The sequence below is a fragment of the Labilithrix sp. genome, from assembly GCA_019637155.1.
Taxonomy (GTDB): domain Bacteria; phylum Myxococcota_A; class Polyangia; order Polyangiales; family Polyangiaceae; genus Labilithrix.
This window is the reverse complement of sequence record JAHBWE010000014.1, coordinates 184,228-202,407: the sequence shown is the minus strand read 5'-3', so window position 1 is coordinate 202,407 and position 18,180 is coordinate 184,228. Positions and strand designations below refer to the sequence as shown.

General features: G+C 69.8%; 22 protein-coding genes. 5 read left to right on the top strand and 17 right to left on the bottom strand.

Features of this window, described 5'->3' with window-relative positions:
- The 5 genes from KF837_28690 to KF837_28670 all read right to left on the bottom strand — a co-directional run bounded on the left by KF837_28690 (window position 1) and on the right by KF837_28670 (window position 4,868).
- Window positions 1-948: a hypothetical protein gene (locus tag KF837_28690; GenBank protein ID MBX3231336.1), complete on the bottom strand. Its 948-nt coding sequence runs from the start codon at window positions 946-948 to the stop codon at window positions 1-3.
- 66 nt (window positions 949-1,014) lie between these two features.
- The gene (locus KF837_28685) at window positions 1,015-2,184 is read right to left on the bottom strand and encodes a DUF2236 domain-containing protein (protein MBX3231335.1); all 1,170 of its coding nucleotides are present in this window, start codon (window positions 2,182-2,184) and stop codon (window positions 1,015-1,017) included.
- An 18-nt stretch (window positions 2,185-2,202) separates the two neighbouring features.
- Window positions 2,203-2,739: a hypothetical protein gene (locus tag KF837_28680; GenBank protein ID MBX3231334.1), complete on the bottom strand. Its 537-nt coding sequence runs from the start codon at window positions 2,737-2,739 to the stop codon at window positions 2,203-2,205.
- An 11-nt stretch (window positions 2,740-2,750) separates the two neighbouring features.
- Window positions 2,751-3,578 carry a GGDEF domain-containing protein gene (locus KF837_28675; protein ID MBX3231333.1) on the bottom strand — a complete coding sequence of 276 codons (828 nt, stop codon included), beginning with the start codon at window positions 3,576-3,578 and terminating at the stop codon, window positions 2,751-2,753.
- Window positions 3,579-3,731: 153 nt separating this feature from the next.
- Window positions 3,732-4,868: a metallophosphoesterase gene (locus KF837_28670; GenBank protein ID MBX3231332.1), complete on the bottom strand. Its 1,137-nt coding sequence runs from the start codon at window positions 4,866-4,868 to the stop codon at window positions 3,732-3,734.
- Window positions 4,869-4,925: 57 nt separating this feature from the next.
- Here KF837_28670 and KF837_28665 point away from each other — a divergent pair, with 57 nt between their 5' ends.
- Entirely contained in the window at window positions 4,926-5,738 is an 813-nt protein-coding gene (locus tag KF837_28665) for a hypothetical protein (GenBank protein ID MBX3231331.1), read from the top strand.
- 2 nt (window positions 5,739-5,740) lie between these two features.
- On the opposite strand, the gene KF837_28660 is transcribed toward KF837_28665, so the two are convergent.
- Entirely contained in the window at window positions 5,741-6,934 is a 1,194-nt protein-coding gene (locus KF837_28660; GenBank protein ID MBX3231330.1) for a GNAT family N-acetyltransferase, read from the bottom strand.
- Between the two features lie 10 nt (window positions 6,935-6,944).
- On the bottom strand, window positions 6,945-7,400 hold the full coding sequence (locus tag KF837_28655) for a hypothetical protein (protein MBX3231329.1): 456 nt from the start codon (window positions 7,398-7,400) through the stop codon (window positions 6,945-6,947).
- Window positions 7,401-7,463: 63 nt separating this feature from the next.
- On the opposite strand from KF837_28655, the gene KF837_28650 reads away from it, so the two are divergent.
- Window positions 7,464-8,279 (top strand): hypothetical protein, encoded by an 816-nt coding sequence (locus tag KF837_28650; GenBank protein ID MBX3231328.1) that lies wholly within the window; start codon window positions 7,464-7,466, stop codon window positions 8,277-8,279.
- A gap of 9 nt (window positions 8,280-8,288) precedes the next feature.
- On the top strand, window positions 8,289-8,702 hold the full coding sequence (locus tag KF837_28645; protein MBX3231327.1) for an EVE domain-containing protein: 414 nt from the start codon (window positions 8,289-8,291) through the stop codon (window positions 8,700-8,702).
- A 114-nt stretch (window positions 8,703-8,816) separates the two neighbouring features.
- Here KF837_28645 and KF837_28640 read toward each other — a convergent pair whose 3' ends face one another.
- The gene (locus tag KF837_28640; GenBank protein ID MBX3231326.1) at window positions 8,817-9,095 is read right to left on the bottom strand and encodes a hypothetical protein; all 279 of its coding nucleotides are present in this window, start codon (window positions 9,093-9,095) and stop codon (window positions 8,817-8,819) included.
- A gap of 39 nt (window positions 9,096-9,134) precedes the next feature.
- Window positions 9,135-10,013 carry a Ku protein gene (locus tag KF837_28635; protein MBX3231325.1) on the bottom strand — a complete coding sequence of 293 codons (879 nt, stop codon included), beginning with the start codon at window positions 10,011-10,013 and terminating at the stop codon, window positions 9,135-9,137.
- Between the two features lie 141 nt (window positions 10,014-10,154).
- Between KF837_28635 and KF837_28630 the strand changes: the two genes are divergently transcribed.
- A complete protein-coding gene (locus KF837_28630) occupies window positions 10,155-10,823 on the top strand; it encodes a hypothetical protein (GenBank protein MBX3231324.1) in 669 nt (222 codons plus the stop codon).
- Window positions 10,824-10,849: 26 nt separating this feature from the next.
- Here the strand turns inward: KF837_28630 and KF837_28625 are convergent, their stop codons facing one another.
- The 8 genes from KF837_28625 to KF837_28590 all read right to left on the bottom strand — a co-directional run bounded on the left by KF837_28625 (window position 10,850) and on the right by KF837_28590 (window position 16,910).
- Complete coding sequence (locus KF837_28625; protein MBX3231323.1) at window positions 10,850-11,596, bottom strand: hypothetical protein; 747 nt, start codon at window positions 11,594-11,596, stop codon at window positions 10,850-10,852.
- 264 nt (window positions 11,597-11,860) lie between these two features.
- On the bottom strand, window positions 11,861-12,232 hold the full coding sequence (locus KF837_28620) for a hypothetical protein (protein MBX3231322.1): 372 nt from the start codon (window positions 12,230-12,232) through the stop codon (window positions 11,861-11,863).
- A gap of 7 nt (window positions 12,233-12,239) precedes the next feature.
- Window positions 12,240-12,392: a hypothetical protein gene (locus KF837_28615; protein MBX3231321.1), complete on the bottom strand. Its 153-nt coding sequence runs from the start codon at window positions 12,390-12,392 to the stop codon at window positions 12,240-12,242.
- Entirely contained in the window at window positions 12,389-12,580 is a 192-nt protein-coding gene (locus tag KF837_28610; GenBank protein MBX3231320.1) for a hypothetical protein, read from the bottom strand. Before KF837_28610 ends, KF837_28615 begins: the two co-directional genes overlap by 4 nt.
- 277 nt (window positions 12,581-12,857) lie before the next feature.
- On the bottom strand, window positions 12,858-13,604 hold the full coding sequence (locus KF837_28605; GenBank protein ID MBX3231319.1) for an SDR family oxidoreductase: 747 nt from the start codon (window positions 13,602-13,604) through the stop codon (window positions 12,858-12,860).
- A 372-nt stretch (window positions 13,605-13,976) separates the two neighbouring features.
- The gene (locus KF837_28600) at window positions 13,977-14,993 is read right to left on the bottom strand and encodes an alpha/beta fold hydrolase (protein ID MBX3231318.1); all 1,017 of its coding nucleotides are present in this window, start codon (window positions 14,991-14,993) and stop codon (window positions 13,977-13,979) included.
- A 51-nt stretch (window positions 14,994-15,044) separates the two neighbouring features.
- Window positions 15,045-15,338 carry a hypothetical protein gene (locus KF837_28595; protein ID MBX3231317.1) on the bottom strand — a complete coding sequence of 98 codons (294 nt, stop codon included), beginning with the start codon at window positions 15,336-15,338 and terminating at the stop codon, window positions 15,045-15,047.
- 300 nt (window positions 15,339-15,638) lie between these two features.
- Entirely contained in the window at window positions 15,639-16,910 is a 1,272-nt protein-coding gene (locus KF837_28590) for a hypothetical protein (protein ID MBX3231316.1), read from the bottom strand.
- A gap of 224 nt (window positions 16,911-17,134) precedes the next feature.
- Between KF837_28590 and KF837_28585 the strand changes: the two genes are divergently transcribed.
- Window positions 17,135-18,157 (top strand): hypothetical protein, encoded by a 1,023-nt coding sequence (locus tag KF837_28585; GenBank protein MBX3231315.1) that lies wholly within the window; start codon window positions 17,135-17,137, stop codon window positions 18,155-18,157.
- Window positions 18,158-18,180: the final 23 nt, after the last annotated feature.

Here is an 18,180-nt window from a genome sequence, read left to right as displayed (position 1 = left end):
TCATAGTGCGAGGACCCACTTCGCCCAGACCGGATGCGCCTCCGCCGGCGTCATCCCCACGACCTCCTTGAACGACCGCTCGCCGGAGGGATCCGTCGCGACGTTGTCACGCCAGCGGTGATAGAAGGCCCACAGCTTGCCGCGCTCGTCGAGCCACTGGCAGACGTAGCGCGCGGCGGCGTAGTGGAGGTCCTCGCCGTCGCCGCGGAAGACCTCGTCCTTCATCCCGAAGAAGCGATCGAGCCGCGCCTTGTCCTTCTCCGCGGTCGTGAGCGCCTTCTTCAGCCGCGGCCAGCGCCAGTTCTTGCCGCCGTGGATCTCGCCCGGCTTCGGGATCTGCGGCTGCTCGAAGACCGACGCGATCCCCTCGTTGAGCCACGTCGGCGCGCTCGGGAAGTCGGCCTCCACGAGCGGGTGCACGATCTCGTGCGTGAGCGTCCCGAGCCCGAGGCCGATGTTCATGACCATGTAGCGGTCGTTCGGCTGGTAAAAACCGAAGTGCGCGATGCACGGCGCGTTGTACTTCTTCGCGCAGAACTGCTCGTAGCCGGCCGCGGTCGGGAACAGGTAGACCGAGATCGCCTCCTCCGGCTTCTTGTCGAAGCGGCCGTTCATGTAGCCCGCCATCGCGCTGCGCATCAGCTGCACGCTCGCCTCGTTCTGCGCGCCGGGCGGGTTCACGATCACGAAGATGTCGGAGACGATGCTCGTCGTCGTCCGCGCGCCGAGCTCCTGCTTCGCCGTCTTGATCCGGCGCTCGCGATCGGCGGCGAGGTCGTACGCGGGCTCCGCCGGCGCGGGCGGCGGCTCGGGGACGGCGGCGGCGGCGTCGACGGACTCCTTCGCCTCCACCATCTTCGCGACCGGCGCGGGCGCGGGGCGAGTCGCGACGGGACGATCCGATCCGGTGCATCCGATCAGGAGGAGGGCGACGACGGAGAGACGCATGGTGGCTCGTCGACGGGGATGGACCGTCTGTGACCGACTTTCCTTGGCTCCCGCGATCACGCGCGCTCACGCCGCGAGGTTGCCGAGCGAGACGGGCAGCGGGAAGTCGTACGTCGCTCCGCGGAGACCGATCTCCACCACGCGGTCCCAGTAGTGCATCCCCGCCGCGACCGCGCTCCGCTCCCCGAACGGGACCACGCGCGTGGCCTTCTCGACCGCGCCGATGAACCGCTTCACGAGCGGCATCGCGAACCGCGCCGTCTGCCGCGGCACGCCGAGCTTGTCGGCGAGGTCGTCGCCGACGAGCTCGCGGCAGATGAGCCACCCGAAGACCTGCGCGCGCTTGGCGGCGCGGAGCTCGCGCGCGCTCCGGGCGTCCTTCACCCCGGCGTCGAAGAGCGCCTTCGTGAGGTCGCGCGAGTCCTGATCGGGCTCGCCCATCGTCGTCTCGATCAGATCGGCGAGGCGCATCGCCTCCGGCTCCGACGCGGGCAAGACGTCCGCGTCGACGCCGATCACGCGCCCGACCCAGCGCCAGAGATGGATGTAGCTCTCCGCCTCCGCGGAGGAGACCTGCATCCCGAGCGCGCGGAGCCCGTCGATGATCGACGCGGAGAAGAGGAGCGTCGTCCCGGCGAGGTCGTGCTGGTTGGCGGGGAGGCCCCAGTCCGCGGTGCGCCACTTCCCGCTCGAGAGGATCATCTTGCGGACCTGCGCGTGGATGAGGCGGACCTTCAGCGTGATCTGCCAGCCCTCCGCGAACGGCCGCATGCCGGACGGACGGCACACCGCCTGGACGAAGCGCGCGGTCTCGTTGAGGCGGCGGTTCGCTTGCTCGACGAGGCGCCCCGACATCACGAGCGGCTTGTTCCCGCCCGGCGACGCGTAGCCGAGGACGAGCGAGCGCGCGCCGAGCACCGCGCCGCCGAGCGCGCCCGAGCGCATGAGGAGCTCGCCGCCTTTGTCGGCCGTCCTCCAGTCGAGCCACGCGGGGACGTGGGCGGCTTCTTCGATGAGGCGGCAGAGCGGCGCCGGCGCGGCGGCCGCGACGTCGCCGCGGAGGGCGCGCTCGAAGAGGCGCCAGCCTTCCCCGCGCGCGAGCGATGCGAAGGAGGTGATGACCTCGTCCGCGAGGTCGTCGCTCTTCGTGAGGTGATGCCCGAGCCGGTCGACGCGATCGCCGTAGAGCTCGCGCGCGCGCGCGAGGTTCACGTAGCGCGTGGGGAAGATAGGCACCTCTCGGAGTCTACCGCCTCAGAAGCCGAAGGCGAGGATCGGTCCGACGCCGATGCCGCGAAAGCCGGTCCCGGTGATCGCCTGGTACGAGACCTCCGCCCCGAACGCGAAGCGGCGGAAGTGGATCATGAACCCGCCGCCGACGAGCCACGCGAAGCCGGTCTTGCTCGGATCCGAGACGTGCCCGACGCCGCCGCCGCCCTCCACGAACGGCGCGAACCGATCGATCGGGACGATGAGCTTCACGGTCGGCATTCCGAGGTAGACGTTCGGATCGGCGAAGTACCCCGCGAGCCGGACGCCGGGCACGACGATGACGGGACCGGTGTCGATGCCGTAGCCGAAGCGGACGCCGAGCGCGAACGCCGCCCTCCCGCGCACGAACACGACGCCCGGCGAGAGGCCGAACTGGAAGCCTTCGTTGTACAGCGAGACGAGCATGCGCCCCTCCGACATCGACGGCTCCGGCTCCGCTTGCTGAACGACCGGCTCTTGCGGCGGAGGCGGCTCGGCGTCTTCGACGTCCTGGAGGAGAGCAAGCAAGAGCGGCGTCATCGCCGCTCAGATTAGCCTCGACGCGCCTTGCGCTCCCGCTTCTCTTCGTACATCGCGCGATCGGCCCGCGCGACGAGCTCCGCCGCCGCAGACGTGCCGTCCGCGATCGCGACGCCGGCCGAGAACGAGGTGCCGAGCGGCGCGGTGAGCTCCTCGAAGCGCGACCGCAGGCGCTCGACGATGCTGCGCGCCTCTTCGGGCGACGCGTCGAGGAGGAGCGCGAACTCGTCGCCGCCGACGCGCGCGAGGAGGTCGCCGCGACGGAGCACCGAGCGCGCCGCCTCCGCCATCGTGCGGAGCACGTCGTCGCCGCGCGCGTGCCCGAGCTGGTCGTTCACGCGCTTGAAGCCGTCGAGGTCGATGTACACGACCACGACCGAGCGACCGCGCTGGCGGAGCTCGTGCTCGAGCAGGTTCATGTAGTGCGCCGCGCGCGGGAGCCCCGTCACGCTGTCGGAGCCTGCCTCGACGAGGGCGCGCTCGAGAAACGCGGGGGCGACCATGACGGGGCGGCTGTCGCGCGGGTTGCGGCGGCTCGCGGGGCGCGAGACGAGGAGGTCGAGCGCGGCGACGCGGATGTGGACCGGGCGCCCGAGCGCGCGCGACATCTCCTGCCGGTGCCGCATCGCGCGATGGAACAGCGAACGCGCCTCGTCCTCGCTCAAGTTCATCCCGAGCATGACGCGGACGATCTCCGCGTGCGGCTCGCTCGTCGTGCGCGCCTTGTCCGTGACGAGGCGCTCGAGCTCCGCATCGTCGAGGATGCGGTCGAACACGTCGTCCCGAATGAGCTGCCACGCGGCTGCGCTCGACGGGGGCGGATACGACACGGCGGACATGGATCGACGTGAAACATGCTCACGCCGCGGCGCCTTGGCTAGGCCGTGAAGCGTCGCCGGACGGGGTGACGAGGGAGGCGAAGAAGCAGATCGATAGACCAAGATGACGACTCAACGATCGACGCAGGGAATTCCTTTCCCTGACACCTGCACTCAAGAGGCCAACAGCTCGATCTCGGTGATCTCCGCCGACGTGCCTACACGCATCGGCGGGCCCCAGTACCCGGTGCCGGAGCTGACGTAGATCTGCGCGCGCTCGAGCTTGTGGAGGCCGGCGACGAACGGCTGCTGCAAACGGACCATGAAATTCCAGGGGAACAGCTGCCCGCCGTGGGTGTGGCCCGAGAGCTGGAGGTCCACGCCGAGCTTCTCGGCGAGCGCGATGCCGCGCGGCTGATGGGAGAGGAGAACACATGCGCGATCCGCTTCGCGGCCCTCCAGCGCCTTACGCAGATCCTGCGTACCGGACGAAGGGTCGTCGATCCCGACGAGGTCGAACCCGTCCGCTCCGCCGATGCGGACGTGCTCGTTCGCGAGGACCTTGATCCCGATGCTCTCGAGGTACCGGATCCAGGCGCCGGCGCCGGAGTAGTACTCGTGATTGCCGGTCACGAAGTAGATGCCGTGCTTGTTCTTCATCGTGCCGAGCGGCGCGACGTGCTCCTTCAGGTCCTCGACCGATCCGTCGACGAGGTCGCCGGTGATGACGACGACGTCGGCGTCGAGCTCGTTCACGCGCTGGACGACCTGGTCGACGTACGCCTTGCCGATCGTGGGGCCGACGTGGACGTCGGTGAGCTGCACGATGCGCGTGCCGGACGACGCCTTCGTGAGCCGATCGAGCGTGACCTTCACCCGCTTCACCGCGACCGGCGCGAGCACGCTCGCGAGGCCGACCGCGCTCGCGCCGAGGCCGAGCATCGCCGCGCCGCCGGCGAACAGACGCGAGATCGCCATCCGCCGCTCGGGATCGTCGATCGTGCCGCTGCCCTGGACGCGCATCGTGATCACGCGCGCGAGGTCGGAGAGCCCGAGCGAGAGCACCATGAAGAAGAGGACGCCGAGCCACGTGTACGTGATCCACATGAGCGGCGCGCCGATCGAGCGATGCAGCGTCCGCACGAGGACGAAGCTCCCCATCAGGAGCACGTACAGGACGACGATCGCGACCGTGGCGACGCGCGACCACGGCTGCGGCAGCCCCGCGTCGCGCACGAGGCGCGCCCAGACGTAGCGATGGGACGCGCCCATCACGAGGACCGCGACGACGAAGAAGCCGAGATAACGCATACCGCCCGAGCTTATGATGCCGCGCTTCCGGGTGGCGTTCTGTTAGGCTGCGTCGCCATGAAGCGCGCGCTGCTCACGTTCCTCCCTCTCCTCTTCCTCGGCGCCAACTGCGGTAACAAGGACACCGGCGCCGGCCTCGTCCCCGAAGCCGGCGCCGTCGCCGTCGCCGTCGTCGACGCCGAGCCCGCGGCGGTGGACATCAACCAGTGCGCGGGCTGCTCCCTCGTCGCGCAGCAAGCGTGGACGTTCCAGGGCATCTACCGCGACGACAAGTGCACCGACCCCGTCGCGCAGATCACGACGAGCGCGTGCCAGCCGGTGCCGGCGCTCGGTCAGGTGAGCATCACGTACGTCGACAAGATCGGCGGTCGCAAGGCGGGCGAGGCCGCGAACATCACCGTCGGCGAGCAGCTCGCGCCCGAGGCCGCGCGCTTCCGGAAGACGCCCGAGGGCTGCGTGAGCGCGAACGAGACCGCGACCGACATCACGCCGCTGAACTGCGCCGGCCAGCGCGTGTGCCGCGACTCCGCCGGCGCGCTCGCCTGCACGAATTGCCGCACCTTCGCGAACGGCTGCCCCGACCTCGAGGAGACGCGCACGTACGCGACGATCCAGGACCCCGCGATCAAGCCGGTCGCGGTCGTCCCCGGCAACGCGAACCTCGAGAAGCTGCGGCAGTGCTGCGCCGCGCTCGCGACGCAGGCGAAGCAGCTCGGCGCGTCGCCGGAGGCCGGCATGCTCGCGGGCTACGCCGCGCAGTGCCAAGCGCTCGTCGCGCAGGCGGGCCCGAGCGGGAACGCGCCGGAGCTCGGCCCGCTCCGCGGCTACCTGCAGGGGGCGAACATCCCCGCGATCTGCAAGGGGCTCTGATCTCAGAACGCGTCGCGCATCGTCGGCGTCGGGCCGGCGAGCCACGCGTCGAGGAGCGCGCACGTCGCCTCGTCGGCCTCGAGCCAGCCCGCGTCGGCGAGCACGTGCGCGGGCGTGAAGCCGCTGTAGAGCGCAGCCAATCCGCGCTCGTCGGTGGCGACGCGCGCGCCGTTCGTCCCGCCGCGCGTCACCGTCGCGCGCCCCTCCGCCAGCGCCACGCCGTAGCGACCGCTGTTCTCCGGCATCGAGCGATCGTCGAGCTCCAACGTGAAGCCGCCGGTCGCGTTCGGCGGGAAGCCGCGCGCGGCGAGGGCGGCCGCGACGTCGATCACGCGCACCATGAAGTAGTCGATGAGCGAGATCGTGACGTGGCGCTCGGGGAGGAGGTTCGCGAAGACGTCGTTCACGCCGCCTTCCCATTTCACCTCGTCGGCGAGCGATCGGTACTCGACGAGCAGGCGGAGGATCGCGCGGGTCGCGCGCGGCGTGATCGCGGCGAGGTCGCGGACGTCGACGCGGGTCGGGAAGCCGTACGCGCCCATGACGTGGGCGAGCACGACGTAACCTTCGAGCCGTCCTTCGTGCGTGATCGTGAACGTCTTCGTCGTGAGGTTCCGCGGGTGGACGACGCGGTCCCAGCAGTAGGGGCCGCGATCGAGGAAGCCGTTCGTGCGACGCGCCGCGCGCGCGTAGAGGGAGCGCAGCTCTTCGGGCGCGCCGGTGACCTCCGCGAGGACGACGCCGGGCTCGCGAAGGACCTCGACGTGCCGCGGATCGACCTTGATCGCGAAGCGCGCGCCGGCGCGCTCGTAGCCGGCGCGGCGGTAGAGCGTGACGGTCGCGGGGTAGAGGGTCGAGAGCGGGAAGCCGCGGTCGCGAGCGCTCCGCAGCATCTCCACCATCATGCGCGCCCCGACGCCGCGACCGCGCTCGATCGGAGCGACCGCGACGCCGGCGACGCCCATCGTCGGCACCGAGCGGCCGCCGAAGTACTGCGCCATCGGCACCTCGAGGAGGCTGCCGACCATCGCGTCGTCGCCGTCGCGCAGCATGACGCGCAGGTGCTCGTGCCCTGCCTTCGCGAACCATTCGCCGACGCGCTCGGGCGCGATGCCGTAGACGTGGCCGACCAGCTCGCACAGCTCGGCGTGGCGGGAGGTGGGCGGGACCGCGAGGCGGAGCGTGGCGGGCGTCACTTCTCGGCCGTCACTTCTCGCCCGCGCGGAACTGGATCATCTCGCCGCCCTGCTGGTCGAGGCGGAACGTCTTTCGTGTACACTGCACCCAAAGCGTGGCGATCGCGCGGTACGTCTTCACGCCCGGCATGAGGAGCTCGCTGCCGACGAGGGCGTCTTTGCCGAGCGAGACGGCGAGCGCCTTGCCCGACTGGGTCACCTCCACCGCGTACGACGCGATGTACGCGCTCTCGCCGTCGCGGAAGGACTTCCAGCGCACCTTGATCTCGGCGGGTGGGTAGCTCTCGAACCCGCAGATCGACTTCGTCATCTCGTGCGACTCGAGCGCGCTCTCCGCCGGGACCGCCACCCCGGCGGGGAGCTGGCTGCGGAGATCGACCTCGCCGAGGAGCCCGGGAGGCGTCGTCGGAGACTCCGAGCATGCGACGAGCAACGCGGCGAACGGGAGGGCGCGGGCGAGGTGCATTCCCCGACTCTACACGCGAAAAGGCCGCTGGCCGCGTGCGTGAAGTGACGTAACGTCTCCGGTATGGACCGCGCGGTGGTCTCGCGCCTCGTGAAGCGTGCGCGACGGCGCTGGCCCGAGCTCGGGGCCGTCACCGACGCGGAGCTCGAGGCGTTCGTGCGCGCGCGCGTCCCGCCCGACACGCGCGAGGACGACGTGCGGATCGAGGACCTCCTCCTCGTCTGCGCGTGCGCGAAGGGCGTGCGCTCGGCGGAGGACGCGATGCACGAGCTCTTCGCGGGGGAGATCGATCGCGCGCACGCGCGGACGAGGCCGCCGATCAGCGCGGTGCAGGCGCGCCACCTCGTGTTCAAGCGCTACCTCGCGATCGCGGAGGGTGGGGCCGCGCGGGTCGCGCTCTATCGCGGCGACTCCGACTTCGCGTCGTGGATGCGGAACGCGATCAACCGCACGTTGCTCGAGACCGCGAGCCAGGCGCGGCCGCCGCCGGACTCGATCGAGGACGGGCTCCTCAAGAAGGAGGCGGCGCCGATCGCGGCGCTCGATCCGGAGATCCAGCGCGTGAAGCAGAACTACCTGCCGGGGCTCCGCCTCGCGCTCACGCACACGCTCTCGTCACTCGAGGCGCGGGAGCGCGCGCTCCTCCGCAACGCGATCGTCGACGGCCTCGACGCGTCGTCGCTCGGGCTGATGTACGGGATGACGATCGAGGAGACGCGCGCGGTGCTCGGCGCGGCGCGCGAGCGGCTGCTCCATCGCCTGCGCCAGGGCCTCGCCGAGCGGATGCGCGTCTCCGACCGCGATCACGCCGCGCTCGCGCGCTTCGTCTCGGCGCAGCTCGAAGCGGCGCTCGCGAAGGCGCTCGAAGCTCCGGTATAAGTGGTCGCCATGGCGACGTTCCTCGTGAAGAGCGAGCCCACGGTCTATCCCTTCGAGCAGCTGCTCGCGGAGAAGAAGACGGCGTGGACGGGCATCCGCAACTTCGAGGCGCGCAACAACCTGCGCGCGATGAAGAAGGGCGACACGCTGCTTTACTACCACTCGAACAAGGGCAAGGAGATCGTCGGCATCGCGAAGGTGACGAAGACGGCCTACGCAGACCCGACCGCGAAGGAGGGCGACTGGAGCGCGGTCGACATCGCGCCGGTCAAGCGCCTCGCGAAGCCGGTGTCCCTCGCGACGGTGAAGGCCCACCCGCTCCTCTCGAAGATGGCGCTCGTAAAGAGGAGCCGCATCTCCGTCGTCCCAGTGACGGACGCCGAGCTCACCACGATCCTCAAGCTCGCCGAAACGAAGCTGTAGCACCACTCCGCCCACGCTCACGCTGACTCGCGCGCGCCCGCGCCCTCAACCTAACTCGCGCGCATCGTCAGATGCGCGGCTCAACCGAACTTGCGCGCGTCGTCGTCGTCCCGCTCATCCCGACTTGCGCGCTTCGTCTCCCGAAGCGGGCGGCGCGCTCGCGCGGGCGATGCCGGGGCGCGCGGTGGCGGTTGGGGAGAGGAGCTCGCGGGCGGCGCTGCGCCAGGTGAGCGCCTGCCGCACGCATGCGGTCTCGCGGGCGCCGCGCGGTCCCTCTTCTTCGCGGTACCGGCGCGCGAGGCCGAGCGCACGACGCGCGGCGGCACGGAGACCGCGCGCACGGCGACGCGCCGCCACGATGCGCGCGATGTCCTCGTCGGTGAGCTCGCTCATGGTCGTGGGTTCGTTCGTGTGCGCGTGCAACTGAGGCGGCTACCTCTTCGCCGCCCGCTTCTTCGGCGCGGCCGCCTCTTCGCGGAGCTCCGCCTTCTTCGGCGGCTTCACCGGCGGCGCGGCCTCGATGTCGGAGGGCTTCGTCGTGTTCGCCGCGGCGACGGAGCGCTTGAGCGCCTCGAGCAGATCGATGATCTGCGCCTTCGGCGCCTCGGGCGCGGCGGTGACCTCTTCGCCCGCGACCTTCTGCTGGACCGCGGCCATGACCTTCTCCGCCCACTCGTCCTTGAAGTGGCTCGGGTCGAACTTCTCCTGCTGCAGCTGCTCGATCAGCTTGTCCGCGAGATCGAGCTCCATCGGCTTGAACTCGAAGGTCGCGCCGGTGTCGATGTCCTCGAAGGAGCGGACCTCTTCGGCGTAGTAGCACTCGTGCAGGATGAGGCCCTTCTTGTATGGCCGCACGATGACGAGGTTGTCCTTGCCGCGCTGCGCGAAGCGACCGACCCCGAGCTTCTTGTTGCGCTCGAGCGCCTCGGCGAGGAGGCGATACGCGCGATCGCCGCCTTTGTCGGGTCCGATGAAATAGGTCTTTTCGATGTAGAGGTAGTCGACCGACTCGGCCGGCACGAACTCCTGCAGGTCGAGGACGCCCGTGCGCGCCGCCTCCATCGACTTCAGCTCCTCGTCGGTGAAGGTCACGTACTGGTCGCGGGTGTGCTCGAAGCCGCGCACCGTCTCGGAGCGCTCGACGACGACGTTGTCGACCGGGCAGACGAGCTGCTGCTTCAGCCGGCTGCCGCACGGCTTGTGCAGCATGTTGAAGCTTACGGACTTCGCCGAGGTGGCCGTAAAGAGCTTGAACGGAATGGACACCAACCCGAACGAAATCGTGCCGGAGCCTATCGAGCGCGCTGCCATGGGATCTCGGATCGTATGCAAGTCGCCGAGCGGAAGTCGAAAAAGGCGCGTGACAGGGGAGAAATCGGCGCTAGGGACGGTACACGAACGGGTCGGTGATCGGTGGTCGGTGGGGCGAGCTTGCAGGGGAAGGGGCGAGGGATGAAGCGGATTGGCGCATTGGCAGGGCTCTTCGTGGCGGGCATCGTCTCGAGCGCTGCGGCAGAGACGCCTCCGCCCGAGCCCATCCCGACGACCTGCGTCGGCGAGCAGGCGATCAAGGGCACGAACACGTGCCTGCCGCCGGGCACCTTCGTGAAGAAGCTGTGCACCGTCCCCTACCCCGACATGGCGCTCACGATGTTCGCGAAGGGCACGCCGTGGACGCGCGTGTGGCTCGCGGGCGACGTCGAGGCGTGGAACGCGTCGGGCGGCTTCACGAGCCGAACGCAGCTCGCGTTCGACGAGGAGGTCATCGTCCTCTCGCGCCACTCGGCGCCGAGCGCGGGCGGCGTCGTGATGAGCGGCAACACGAGCTTCGACGTCCTTCGCTGGGACGGCTCGTGCGTGTCGGTGCTGGAAGGCGAGCTCACGCTGAGGCGCCCACCGCAGCCGAAGCCCGCCGCGAAGATGCCGTGGACGCGCCTCGAGGAAGCGACGAAGCGCGCGCTCCTGACGACGCCGAAGGTCAAGTCGACGCGCGACGCGCTCGAGAAGGCATGCGCGAGCGACAAGGTCGCCTGCGACCGCGCCGAGAAGGACTTCGGCGCCGCGATCGCGCAGAGCGTCCGCGCCGGCACTCCGCTCCCGGTCCCGACCCGTCGTCCTTGACGATAGGACGCGCGGCGCCCGCGCGATCAGTAGCGGTATTCGATCTTGTACGGGAGGCACTTCTCGCCGTTGTTCGTCTGCCTCACGCGGAGGAAGAAGTCGGCGGAGTCGTTGTCGGTGAAGCCGGCGCAGTCCCACTGCGGGATGGCCTTGCCGTTGCCGGGCGCGGCGCCGCAGCAGCCCTTGAGGCCGTTCTCGGCCGTCGTCGGCGTGCCGGCGGCGCAGCCGCTGACGGCGTTGTCCGTGGAGTTCTTGCAGCGCGCGAAGACGCAGAGCTCGGTGCCGGCCGTCTTCGTCTCGAACGTCGTGTCGAGCTTGCAGCCGACCGGGTGATCGAACGAGATGCCGCGATCGGTCGCGGAGAGCGAGTACCAGTCGACGTCGACGCCGCCGTTCATCACACCGCTCACCGACAGGATGTCCTGGTTGCAGTCGTCGGTGTCGGGGAGCTTCTTCGCGAGGTTCGGCGACGAGCCGGGATCGTCGGTGTCGATGCACTGGTCCGCGCCGCCGGGCGGGGTCGGATCCTTCGACGGATCGTCCGCCTCTTCGTCGTCGGGCGTCCCCTGCTCGAACTGCGGGTCGAAGTCGGGGCGAGAGCCGGGCTTCCGCGCCTCTTCGCTCTTCTTCTCACCTGCGCCGGTCGCGTCGTTCGTCGCGGGCACGGCGGCCGGATCATCGTCGTCGACGTCGCCGTTGTCCGTCGCGCAGCCCACGAGCGCGAGGGCGATGACCGCAGCCGACCAGAGAGCCGATGTAGGTGCGAAGCGCATATGTATATGCTGACAGGAGACCTCACCCCGTCAAGCCTGTAAATGCCTAAAACTCATGGACTAATCAGGATCCATCCGCGTCATGACTTCGACGCAGCGCATTCCTTGCGCGGTATCAACCAGATCCGCTGCCCCAGGTGCTCCGATGCCCCGCAGCGCGCCGCTCGAAAAAAATGAAACGGGCAGCCGCGAGCTATCCGACTCCGCTCCATTTCCGGAAGAGCGCTCTGTCATCTCCATCACCCTCCGTCCCCCTCCGATCCGTCACCCTCCGAACGGAAAGAGCCGGTCGGCGGCCCATGCGCGGACCTCCGCGTAGTCGGCGTCGCCGCGAGCGACGCGCGCGAGGATGCTGGCGAGCTCCAGCGGCGTGGCGTCGAGCTTGAACCCGAGGCTCTTCGCTTGCCACTGCGTGACGAGGACGCTCATCGTGCGGAACGCGGCGAAGCATCGTGGCGTACGCCCCAGCGCAAAGAGCACGGCGCCGGGTACGTCGTAGACGTCGTCGGCGAGGTGATCGGCTTCACGCATCGCGATGCGCAGCGCGGTCTCGCTCGCCTTCGCGTCGAGCCCGAGCTCCGGCGCGATGCGCGCGCACGCCCGCGCCAGCGTCGCCGCGTCGGCGACCCAACTCACGGCGTCCTCACGAACGCTGCTCCGCAGCGACGTCTTCGCCGAAGCGCCGATCGCGCTCCGCGAGCAACTCGTACTCGCGCCGCGCAGCCGCGCTCAGCGAACGAAAGAACGCGACGAGCGACTCGTCCCCGTCCTCGACCTTCGGTTCATCACCGCTCACACATCGAGCGTACCACCGCCCCCGCGCCGACTCCGTCCACGCGTCGCCGCGTCCCCCTCGACACGCCCCCCTTCGTCGCGCGCTCGCCCTCGCTCATCTTCGGGCGCGACCGCGAGCCCGGCGAACGCAGCAACGGCGACGATCGCCCCCACCACCTCGAGCGCCGCCATCGCGAGCGCACGACTCACGACGACCGCTTCACCGCGAGAGCGCCGACGCCCACGCGAATGCGCCCTCGGCAGCACCGCCGGCCGTTCCCGCGACGGCGCCGCCGGCCGTTCCCGCGACGGCGACGGCGACGGCCATTCCCTCAACGGCGCCGCCGGCCCCTCCCCAACGTCGCCGCTGGCCGTTCCCGCAACGGTGCTGCCGGCCCTTCCCCCCGACGGCTCAGCCTGCCGTTTCCCCGACAACGCGCTCGCCCTTCCCTCGACGGCGTCGACTGCCGTTTCTCCTGTGCGTGGGTCAGAAGGAGCCGCCGCCGTCGACGTCGACGGTGCGCGCGTTGAAGTAGTCGCACTCGAGCGCGAACTTCACTGCAGTCCAGAGGTCGTCGACGGTGCCGATACGACCGACCGGGATCGTCGCGACGACGGCGTCGCGCGCCTTCTGGTTCATGCCCTTCGTCATCGGCGTCTCGACCATGCCCGGAGCGATCGCGGTGACGCGAATGCCGAACGGAGCGAACTCACGCGCCCACGTCACGGTGTTGGCGACGAGGGCGGCCTTCGCGGCCACGTAGTTCGACTGGCCGCGGTTGCCGTGCCGCGAGATCGACGACATGTTCACGATGACGCCCGGCTTCGTGCCGGTCTCGGCCATCTTCGCCGCGACCTCACGAACCATCATCGTCGCGCCGAAGAGGTTGACGTTGATGACGGCGTTGAAGTCGTCGGCGGAGAACCGCTTGATCGCCTTCGTCTCGCGGTCCTGCTTCACGAGGAGACCATCGCGAATGATGCCCGCGTTGTTGACGAGCGCGTTGAGCCCGCCGAGCTCCTTGTGCGCCCAGTCGACGAAGGACACGACCTCGTCTTCTTTCGAGACATCGAGCTTCCGCCGCGCGATGCCCGCAGGGAGCTCGGCGAGGAGCGCCTCGTTGACGTCGCCGGCCGCGACCTTCGCGCCCGCGGCATGCAGCTGTTTCGCAAAGTGCGCGCCCATACCAGAGGCCGCACCCGTAACGATGATCTTCAGCTCTTCGAGCTTCATGTCGTTCTCTCCTCAGATTCCAAGCTTCAGTTCCAGCATGTCCGTCCCCCAGCTTCCGCCCCCGCCTCGCTTCGCTCCCACTTCCGCTTCGCCCCGTTTCGGCTTACCCCGCTTCCGCTCCGCCCCGACTTCGCCCGCTTCCGCTTCGGCGCACCGCTTCCACTTCGGTGCCGCTTCCGCTTCGGCGCTGCTTCCTCGTCGGCGCCGCTTTCGCTTCGGGCCCCGCCTTCCACTTCGGCGCCGCTTCCGCTTCGGCGCCGCTTTCGCTTCGGCGCCGCTTTCGCTTCGGGCCCCCGCCTTCCGCTTCGGCGCCGCTTCCGCTTCGGGCCCCCGCCTTCCGCTTCCTTCTTCTGCCGACTCCGCTCTGCCGTTCTACAGTCGGCTCTCCGGCTGCCGCGTGCGTGCGATGGTGCCGTGCTTGTCGAGCCATGCGCGGAGGCGTGGATAGAGCTCCTTCGCGGCGCGGCTGCCGACGACGGCGCCGACGTGACCGCCCGGGATCGACATGACGTCTTTCACCGTGCTCGACGACTTGTCGTTCAGCGCCGTCGCTGCGGCGGGCGGACAGATCGCGTCGCGGTCGGCGACGATGGACATCACGGGGCACGTGATGCGACGCAGATCGACCTCCGCGCCGGCGACGCGGTGCTCGCCCTTGAAGAGGCGGTTCTCCTGGTAGAGCTCCTTGATGTACGTGACGTACGCGGCGGCCGGGAACGGGATGTTGTCTCCCGCCCACTTGTCGAGCGCCGCGAACGCACCGACGGCCCGCGGATCGTGCATCTTGTCGGCGAAGCCGATCCACTTCGAGATGCTGCCGGTGGGCGCGAGCGCGGTGAAGCCGCTCTGCATCTGCGCCGCGCCGAGGTTCCCCGGCGCGGTCATCGCTTCGGGATCGAACCAGCGCTTGTCGACCATCGTGCCGAGGCGCCCCGCGTGGCTGAAGTCGATCGGCCCCGCGAGGTTCACGAGCGCCGCGACGCGCTCGGGATGCAGCGCGGTGTAGATGCTGCTGAGCGTCGCGCCCATGCAATACCCGACGATCGAGACGGCCCGCGCGCCGGTCACACGCAAGACGCGTCTCACGACACGATCGAGCTTCGCGACGACGTCGTCCCACGAGAGGTACCGATCCTCGTCCTCCGGGATGCCCCAGTCGAAGAGGAACGTGTCCCACGGCGCGCCGGCGCTCACGGCCGTCGCCACGCTCGCGCCCTCGCGCAGATCGAGGACGTACCAGCGGTTGATCATCGAGGGAACGAGGAGGACGGGGACGTGCGTCCCCGCCCCCGGCTTACCGCCGCGGAAGCGGTAGATGCTTCCCTTCCCCTCCCGGTAGATCGTGTCCTTGGGCGTCGGTGCGATCTTCGCTTCGAGCATCTCGAACATGGCGCAGCTCCGATCAGGTTTTGGTTCGGTTCCAGCGTCTCGAGCGCGAACTCAGGCCGACGCGGCCGGCGCCGACTTCGTCACGAGCGACGTGACCTGCTTCATCGCGTCGACCGAGAGCTTCCGCATCTCCGCGCCGACGCGCGCGCCATACGCGAGCGACTCCTTCTGCAGCCTCGCGACCTCGTCGATCGCGGCCGAGGCGCGCTCGACACGCTGCGAGTCCGCCTTCTCCATCTCGGCCCAGAACGCCGACGCGCGGGACGCCGAGTCCTCTGCCATCTTCGTCCAGGTCTCCATCATCTTCCCCATCTGCGTGAACGGATTCAGGTCCTTGAGCTCCATCGCATCCTCCCGGCGACGCCCAATGTTGCGCCGCACCATCGAGCCCCAACCCTAAGGAGGGCCCGCGTGTCCGTCAACCCATTTTGTTGCATCGCAACATCAAGCAGAACCAGGGCGCCGTCCTTCACGCGACTTTCCCGCGCCATTTCTCGTCCCACGCTGCACCGCAACATCGACGGCATGCGATCTCCCGACTCGCGCAAGCCCGCCGGCCCCGCATCCCGCGCCCACGATCGCGTTCGATGGCGATTCGTTGGGTGCTAGCGCGTGCTAGCGCGTGCTAGCGCGTGCTAGCGCGTGTTAGCGCTTCTTCGCGGGTTTGGGCTTTGGGCGGCGAGGACGCTTTGTCGAGGGGGGCGGGACGAGCGCCTGCTTCAGCGCCTCGATCTGCTCGCGGAGCTGCTGCACCTGAGTCTCGACGCTCGACTCCGACTCCGACTCCGACTCCGCCAAAGCTTGCGGCGGCGCACCATGCGGCGCCGCACCGTGAGGCGATGCCGCGGCGCGACGAGACGCTCCGGCCGGAGGAGACGCCGCGGCGCGACGAGACGCTCCGGCCGGAGGAGACGCCGCGGCGCGACGAGACGCTCCGGCCGGAGGAGACGCCTCGGCGCGACGAGACGCTCCGGCCGGAGGAGACGCCTCGGCGCGACGGGACGCTCCGGCCGGAGGAGACGCCGCGGCGCGACGGGACGCTCCGGCCGGAGGAGACGCCTCGGCGCGACGGGACGCTCCTTTCGACGGCGGAGCAGGAGACGATGGGTCTTGCGGCGGCGCAGCATGTCGGGCCGGACCTTGTGCCGGCGCAGCATGACGGGGCGAACCTTGTGGCGGCGCAGCATGGCCCGGGGCAACGTGGGACGGCGCTTCTTGTGGCGGCGCAGCATGGGGCGACCTTGCGGCGCGACGCGGCGCGCCATGCGGCGGCGCAACATGCGGCAGCGCAACACCCGGCGGCGCAGCATCCGGCGGCGCAACACCCGGCGGCGCAACATGCGGCGGCGAAGCGTCTGAGGCCGTGGCGGGCGGTGGGGCGGCGCGCGGCGTGACGTGGGGTGGGGGCTCGAAGGGCATCGTGCCGTAGCCGACGGCGTCGAGGGCGTCGTCGTCGGGGAGTGGGAAGGGGAAGGGTTGGGGCGCGGGGATCTCGTATTTCTTTTGCTGGGCGCGGCCGTAGGGGGAAGCGTCGAGCGCCATGCGTGCGAGCGCGTCGGCGGCGGCGAAGGGGGCGTTGACGAGCGGGTTCTTGTGGAAGAACGACGTCGTGCGGTCCTTCATCTGCATGTACATGTCGAGCGCCCAGCTCACGTAGCGCGTGAGGAACTCGCCGAGCGCCGCGTCGTCGAGGCGGATCAGGCGCATCAGCAGCGCCGACGGCAAGATCTTGCCGTTGCCGCGCTCGAGGATGATCTGGGTGAGCACCTCCTGCGTGAGCTCGCGTCCGCTCGCCGCGTCTTGCACCACGATGTCCTCGCCGCCGCGGATCGTCTGCTCGAGGTCCTCGAGCGTGATGTAGCGGCTGTTGCGCGTGTCGTAGAGCCTTCGGTTCGGGTACTTCTTCACCACCAGCATCGCCGGTGCAGCATAGTGGACGTCTCAACATGGTGCGCCGCAACATTTCGAGTTGACGGACGCGCGGCAGAGGCCTACGAAGCGCCTCGATGGTGCGACGCAGCATGCTCGAGGCTCGGCCCTTCTCCGCGAAGGGGATCGTCCGCGTCTCCGCGGCTGCGGTCGCCTTGCTGCCGACGCGGCGCGGTGTCATGGGAGCGCCGAATTCTCGCTCCGAGGTATCCGTGCGAAGTGCCTTCACTTTCCCGCTCGTCGCCGTCGCCGCCATCGGCGTCACGTCCGTCGTCGTCGCGTGCTCCGACTCCGAAGCGCGGGCCTGCCGCGTCGGCGCCGACTGCGCCTCCGGCGTCTGCTCCGCCGACGGCCGCTGCGTGCCGGTGCAGGACGGCGGCGTCTTCGACGCGGGCGCGCCGCCGGCCGACGACGACGACGACGATGACGACGAGGTCATCAAACGCCCCTCCGACGACGGCGGCGGTCTCACCACGCGTGGCTGCGTCGCCAATCGCGACGGCGTCATCGCCGCGAACGAGGTGCCGACGCGCGCCGGCCTCCACGGCATCTTCCGCTTCGCGACGAAGGCGCTCGTGTCGACCGAGGGCACCGACATCGGCGGCGGGAAGCGGCGCTGGGACCTCTCGGGCAAGCTGAACGGCGACGCGAACGTCCTCATCGAGACGCTCCCCCTCGACGACAAGTGGTACGGACCCAAGTTTCCGAACGGCTCGTACGCGACCCCCATCGGCAAGTCGCCCGACCTCCTCGCCGTGTTCGCGAAGTCCGACGACGGCAGCCTCACCATCCTCGGCGCGGTGAGCTCCTACGACGGCGCGTACCGCACCGAGCTCATCAACGACAAGGCGGTCGAGGTCCTCAAGTTCCCGCTCGAGAAAGGCAAGAAGTGGGAGTCCTCGGTCATCAACGTGACCGGCGTGGCGCCCTACCCCACGGCGCCGACGTCGCCGTCGGGACCGTACGCGTACACCGACGTCTACGAGAACGAGGTCGACGGCGAGGGCGAGCTCGTCGCACCCCTCGGGACGTTCGACGTGCTCCGCGTCCGCATCCTGATCACGCGCACGTTCCCCGCCGTGCCGCCGGCCGTGCCGACCGAGACGGTGGTGAAGACGCGGCAGTTCGCGTTCGTCACCGAGTGCTACGGCAACGTCGCCGCCGTCACCTCCGAGCTGAACGAGCCCAACGTCGAGTTCACCAACGCCGCCGAAGTCCGGCGCATCGCCCCCTGACCCGACGAGAGCACGAGACCGAC